The organism is Rummeliibacillus sp. POC4 (genome assembly GCF_003576525.1).
Taxonomy (GTDB): domain Bacteria; phylum Bacillota; class Bacilli; order Bacillales_A; family Planococcaceae; genus Rummeliibacillus.
The window spans coordinates 23,206-29,273 of the sequence record NZ_QWUA01000060.1 but is presented as its reverse complement, the minus strand read 5'-3'; the positions used below and the strand labels follow the sequence as shown (position 1 = coordinate 29,273).

General features: G+C 35.7%; 6 protein-coding genes. All 6 read left to right on the top strand.

Annotated features, from left to right (window positions below; genetic code table 11):
• The first annotated feature begins 11 nt into the window (after window positions 1-11).
• The 6 genes from D1606_RS14350 to D1606_RS14325 all read left to right on the top strand — a co-directional run bounded on the left by D1606_RS14350 (window position 12) and on the right by D1606_RS14325 (window position 6,059).
• Window positions 12-554, top strand: coding sequence for a T6SS immunity protein Tdi1 domain-containing protein (locus tag D1606_RS14350; RefSeq protein WP_119416708.1), 543 nt, complete (start codon window positions 12-14; stop codon window positions 552-554).
• Window positions 555-817: 263 nt separating this feature from the next.
• Window positions 818-1,987, top strand: coding sequence for an HNH endonuclease (locus D1606_RS14345; protein WP_147414528.1), 1,170 nt, complete (start codon window positions 818-820; stop codon window positions 1,985-1,987).
• Between the two features lie 6 nt (window positions 1,988-1,993).
• Window positions 1,994-2,479 (top strand): DUF6985 domain-containing protein, encoded by a 486-nt coding sequence (locus D1606_RS14340; protein ID WP_119416706.1) that lies wholly within the window; start codon window positions 1,994-1,996, stop codon window positions 2,477-2,479.
• 253 nt (window positions 2,480-2,732) lie between these two features.
• Window positions 2,733-4,136, top strand: coding sequence for an ATP synthase subunit B family protein (locus D1606_RS14335; protein ID WP_119416705.1), 1,404 nt, complete (start codon window positions 2,733-2,735; stop codon window positions 4,134-4,136).
• 19 nt (window positions 4,137-4,155) lie between these two features.
• The gene (locus D1606_RS14330; protein WP_124218232.1) at window positions 4,156-4,551 is read left to right on the top strand and encodes a hypothetical protein; all 396 of its coding nucleotides are present in this window, start codon (window positions 4,156-4,158) and stop codon (window positions 4,549-4,551) included.
• Window positions 4,552-4,781: 230 nt separating this feature from the next.
• Window positions 4,782-6,059 carry a pre-toxin TG domain-containing protein gene (locus D1606_RS14325; RefSeq protein WP_119416703.1) on the top strand — a complete coding sequence of 426 codons (1,278 nt, stop codon included), beginning with the start codon at window positions 4,782-4,784 and terminating at the stop codon, window positions 6,057-6,059.
• The last annotated feature ends 9 nt before the right edge of the window (window positions 6,060-6,068 follow it).

The window sequence follows — 6,068 nt, the reverse complement described above, 5'->3', positions numbered from 1 at the left end:
GAGATTTATTTATGGAAAAAACATTAAATGATTTTAAGTTAAATAGTATGGTTCCTAGTGAAATAATAGAAAAATATAAAAATCTTGTTCCAAAAGAAATAATAGATTTGTGGCAAGAATATGGATTTGGAACATTTATGCAAGGATATTTTAAAAGTGTTAATCCAGAAGAGTTCATTGATATTTTACAAGAGTGTAGTCAAAGATATACGGATTCTGTAGTGTTATTTGCTACTGGAATGGGAGATTTAGTATTATGGGCAGACGGTTATGTAAGATTGCTTAATTTTAGATACGGAGTACTTAAAACAGTTATGCCAAACTTTTTATATTTTTTCAAAAGTCTGGATTCAGAAAAGTTTCGGAATGAGTATTTAAAGTGGAACCCATATCCTGAAGCTGTTGAAAATTGGGGAGAACTTTCCTATGAAGAGTGCTTCGGCTATACACCTCTATTAGGTTTAGGTGGAGCAGAAAAAGTAGAGAATCTAAAAAAAGTCAAACTAAAGGAACATATTCTTATTATTACTGAATTTATGGGACCAGTTCAGTAAAGGTTAGGTGCCAGGTAGTAAAACAATTCTGAAAATAAGCTACAAATGAAGTCTTTAATTTCTTCGGAAGTTGAAGACTTTTTAAGTGATAATCTTTAAGTACGAGTTAAACAATTAGAAAAATCATTCATACATTTTGAAATAATCTATTCATCCAAACAAATCATTTTATAAGAAATCACTTTCAATTACGAAAAGTCCGAGCGGGACAAGAGAAAAAGGAATTTTGGTTTAACCTGATTGCAACAGGTGTGGTAGTCGGTTTGGCTATTGTTTGTCCACCCGCAGGCTTAGCCGCAGGGGTTATTTATACGACCATCGACGCGGTAGGAGCAGTCAAAGGAGAAGACCTCATTTCAGGCAGAAAACTGTCTGATGAAGAACGACTAACGCGTGGTGCATTTGCGATAGTACCTGGTGCCGGTGGGCTAGCAACAAAATCTTTACTAAAGCACAGGCCAGCCCTAGGAACTGTTATGAAAACAGCGATTACAAAAACACAACAAAAAGTATCCACTATAGCAGTGAACAGTGTGAAATCGGTTCAAAAATCGGTGGAACCGATCATTAATGAGGCCAAACAACGTGCTGCGATAAAGGCTGCTTCATCAAAATCCGCGTTTTCAACAAAAGTAGAAAACGCCATAAAACTCGGAAAAACACACGTAGATCAACTGAAATTTGCCGTGGCTCATCCTATTCTTTCCACAGTGACATCAAAGGCAGGACAGAAAAGTATTCGAGGAACTGCTAGTATTATTGATAATGTCAAAAGACCAGTTTATATAAAAAGTATGGAAGTTATTGGCGGACCGAAAATACCTGTTGGAATAGAACGTGGCCCTTCGGAAGATGTATTTAAGAATAAAGCCGAGGACTTAATTTATAGGATGCAGGTGAAGAAGGATGCTATAAAGAAGGAAACTAAGGGTACGGGTAAGGATAGGCAGATAAACTATACTAGAGGTTTTGACGTAGAGCCTAAGTATAGCTCTTATGAGCAAAGGGTAAAAACCACACCTGTTAATAAAGGTGAATGGAGTAGCGAACGAGCAGAGTCGTTATTTATCTCCGATAAGACCGGGGAAGTTAAAAAATATCTTGATGAAGCTGGTGTTGACGGAGTTGAGTACAAAAGCGGAATGCCAGACTTTTCACCATTTTCCAAAGGTGAAATAAAATTAGAAAACATGACTAATGATAGAAAATCAAATTTTTCAACTGCTGATGAAGAATTGGCTAAAAAGTGGAGTACACCAGATAAAAAATGGACAGCAGATGATGTAGCTGATTGGCGAGAAGATAATAAATATACTTGGCATGAACTTAATGACTTGGAAACAATACAATTGGTACCTAGTAAAATTAATAGTGTTTTTAAACATTTGGGTGGAGTTGGCGAATATAATATAAAAGTTAAGTTAGGAGAGTAATAAAGAATGACAATAATTAATGATGATTTATTTGGAAAACTTGAATATAAAAATAATTTCTGGAGAGGAAAAACAACTATTAGAATGTTTGACTTGGAGAAAGATATACTTTTAAGTATTGATGCACATGAAAATGCTGATTTTTCAAATGTGCAAAGAGAAGCATTTATTAACTTTAATCAAGATATGAAAAACATAATACGTGAGGCAGAAAAGCAAGTTTACGATTACTATATTGAGAACTATGAAGAGTATAGAGAGATGTTAGGTAATGAATCAGAAGCAGATAAATTAGCACCAAAGATTGATTCTATTTCAGATTTAAAGAGAATAGTGAAACCAGTTGAATTAATTGTAAGAAGAATAAGAAAGAATGGAAAAAGAAGATTAGGTTTACTTTGCGATGTCTCCTGGGATATTGACAATGGAATGGGAATAAAGATTGAAGATGAAATGGTAGAAGAGGTAGGTTATCAAGATATTGTATTATAACTGACAATATATTATAAGTTTAGTTTAGGTGCCAGGTACCAAAACAAAATTTATGTGCCAGGTACCAAAATAATTCAGAAAATAAGCAACAAATGAAGTCTTTAATTTCTTCGGAAGTTGAAGACTTTTTTTAAGAGATTATCTTTAAGAAAGATAGCTAAACAATTAGATCATCAGCGCTTCCTACATATAGACATAATCTATTCATCTAAACAAGTACATTTCATAATAACTCTCCGATGAAGAACGACTAATGAGAGGTGCATTTGCGATTGTCCCTGCGGCCGGTGGACTAGCGGCAAAATCCTTATTAAAGCACATGCCAGCTCTAGCAACTGTTATGAAAACAGTAACTAAACCAGTGGATGATGCTATTAAACCGATCAAGAGCACCGTCCAAAATATCGCTTTATCAGGAAAACAATCTGTGAAAACGGCGATTACCAAAACACAACAAAAAGTATCCACGATAGCAGTGAACAGTATGAAATCGGTTCGAAAATCGGTGGAACCGGTCATTAATGAGGTCAAACAACGTACTGCAATAAAGGCTGCATCAACAAAATCCGGGTTTTCAACAAAAGTAGAAAACGCCATAAAACTCGGAAAAACACACGTAGATCAACTGAAATTTGCCGTGGCTCATCCTATTCTTTCCACAGTGACATCAAAGGTAGGACAAAAAAGCATTCGAGGAACTGCTAAATTTATTGATGACGCCTTACGACCTGCTCATATAAAAAGTATGGAAGTCATTGGCGGTCCGAAAATACCTGTCGGGATTGAACGTGGTCCTTCGAAAGATGTATTAAAGAATAAGGGAGAGGACTTAATTTCTAAGATGCAGGCGGGGAAGGATGCGTTATTAAATAAAAAAGATCCTAAAAAATTTGATTCCTTTGCTACATTAATGAATAAGGAAGATGCAACGAGATATAATCAATTCTGGGATAAAACGGAAATAAATATGAATACACAAGATCGTGTCGCTACAAATTCACAAAGTCCAAATAGCTTTGTAAATAGTATACTTCCGAAGAAGTTAAAGGAACATAATCTAAGTTACGATGATTTTACAAACTTACGGTTAAAACCTGATTACCAGTTAAACGAAACGGAGCTAAAAATAATACAGGATATTCGTAATTCAGTTGTTCGTCCAGATAGCAAGACACCATTAATTAAGAATATACACGCTAATGACATTCAGAAATATCTTGACGGTAAGTATACGACAGTTAGAGGTTTTATTGCAAAAGCTGAAGATAGTGCACATATACATGACTACAATCACGTAAGGGAATCCATGAGATTAGACTATTCTTATTATGATGATTTTAAAGAACAAATCGTTAGACCATATCCTGAGGATGGAAATGCATATGGTTATATTGAATTTAAGGCAAAGAATACGGAAAGTCTGTCACCTGAAATTTTAGAAATTCCTTATGGTGTAAGTATGAATCATCCCTTTAGTGGCTGGAAATATAACGAATGGCCATGGACGGGGAATGGTTTTACTTCGTCAAGAAATGGGGAAGTTATTCCTGAGTGGACCGCAAATAAGGAAATCATAATTAAAAAGGGTGCAAAACTGCATAGAGTAATAGATGGAAGAGACGAAGTAATTGCAATATTTGATGGTGAAACATTTTAATTATTATGAGGTGAATAATATGTTGAAATACGGGGATTATGGCAAATACAGAAATAAAATTTATAAAATAACAGTTGATATGGACGATAATATTTTTATTATGACTAGGGATAGTGATAAAATTGATAAATCCTTTAAAGATCCCAATAATACTGGTCTTTTTGAGAAAATTGTAAATGCAAACGAACTTACAGATTGTATAAGGATAAAACCCTACGGAATCTTAAATGGCGAAAAACTGGAGATTTTAAAAGAGAGAGAGAATGAATATCAAGTTGCGACAAGTGATTTATTGATTGGGACTAAATTGAAATTACCTAGAATCGATAGAGATTTATGGATGGGTTGGGTTCCAAAAAGTGATGTAACCTTAATAGAAGATAAGAAACCATTTAATCCCAATGATTTAGTTTGAAAGATTAGATGCCAGGTACCAAAACAATTCTGAAAAAAAGCTACAAATGAAGTCCTTGATCTCTCGGAGATTAGGGGCTTTTTCTTAAGCCTCTAACCTACTATCAAGAAGACAAACTGATTCGTCAAAACTATTAAAAACTATATAGTTATGCCAAAGGAATTGGTAAAATTATAGATGGAAAGGTAGATACGCCCTTTTATAACGCAATCGATGAATATATTCAAAAGATGGCCGATTTAAATGTAACTGCGTATCAAACGGCCAATACGATTAATGTAAAAGAAGGTTCCTTATTTCCAGGTGCGAAAGATAAAATCACGCTAAATGATTTATATGAAGCAGATACAACTTATTCTGAAAAACTCAAAACAGAGTTCAAAACTTGGAAACTTCAAAATCCTAGTGAAACAACATCGGATGAAGATTATCGTACAGCAGCACTTAATAGTGGCGCATTTGAATACGAAGGAATCCGAGCGGGACAAGAGAAAAAAGAATTTTGGTTTAACCTGATCGCAACAGGTGTGGTAGTCGGTTTAGCCATAGTTTGCCCACCAGCAGGACTAGCTGCAGGGGTTATTTATACAACAATCGATGCGGCAGGCGCTATCAAAGGAGAAGACCTCATTTCAGGAAGAAAACTATCCGATGAAGAACGACTAATGCGAGGTGCATTTGCGATAGTACCTGGAGCCGGTGGACTAGCCGCAAAATCTTTACTGAAGCACATGCCTGCTCTAGGAACGGTAATGAAAACAGTATCTAAAACAATGGATGATGCCGTCAAACCGATTAAAACCAAAGTGGATCACCTGACTATAACGGGAAAGCAAGCTTTAAAAACAACGGTGGCAAAAACACAACAACAGGCATTGAAAGCTACTGATAGTGTAAGATTGGTTAAACAAAACCTTACCTTAACAGGGAAGCAAGCGCTAAAGACAACACACAAAAAAGTATCACAGGCTACTAATAGTATAAAATCGACCAAACAATCAATAGAATCTTCGATTAACAAAACAGTAGAACACGCCAAAAAACTTGGAAAAGCACATGCAGATCAACTGAGATTTGCCTTGTCTCATCCAGTTATTGCCACATTGACATCAAAAGCAGGACAAAAAAGCATTCGAGGAACTGCAAGTATTATTGATGCCGTCAAAAGACCAGTTTATATAAAAAGTATGGAAGTTATTGGCGGACCGAAAATACCTGTTGGAATAGAACGTGGCCCTTCGGAAGATGTATTTAAGAATAAAGCCGAGGACTTAATTTCTAGGATGCAGGCGGAGAAGGATGCTATAAGGGGTACGGTGGGTAAAAATCCAGAGATAGTAAAGTTTACAGAGGAACAATTAGCTACTAAACCTCCATATTCCAGAGGCCCTGTAAAATGGCAGAAAAAAGGTGGGGAAATTGAAATTGATGAGGAAGGAACATGGACTTATATTGATTGGATATTCCTCCAAATCGAGTTTCTTATCCTGGGGTTTTCCGGATTTTAAGTCTGCTGG

What these genes read in the sequence shown, in the direction of transcription:
- D1606_RS14325 (WP_119416703.1), top strand. Translation starts at nt 4,782, where the DNA reads ATGGCCGATTTAAATGTAACTGCGTATCAAACGGCCAATACGATTAAT.
- D1606_RS14350 (WP_119416708.1), top strand. Translation starts at nt 12, where the DNA reads ATGGAAAAAACATTAAATGATTTTAAGTTAAATAGTATGGTTCCTAGT.
- D1606_RS14340 (WP_119416706.1), top strand. Translation starts at nt 1,994, where the DNA reads ATGACAATAATTAATGATGATTTATTTGGAAAACTTGAATATAAAAAT.
- D1606_RS14330 (WP_124218232.1), top strand. Translation starts at nt 4,156, where the DNA reads ATGTTGAAATACGGGGATTATGGCAAATACAGAAATAAAATTTATAAA.
- D1606_RS14335 (WP_119416705.1), top strand. Translation starts at nt 2,733, where the DNA reads ATGAGAGGTGCATTTGCGATTGTCCCTGCGGCCGGTGGACTAGCGGCA.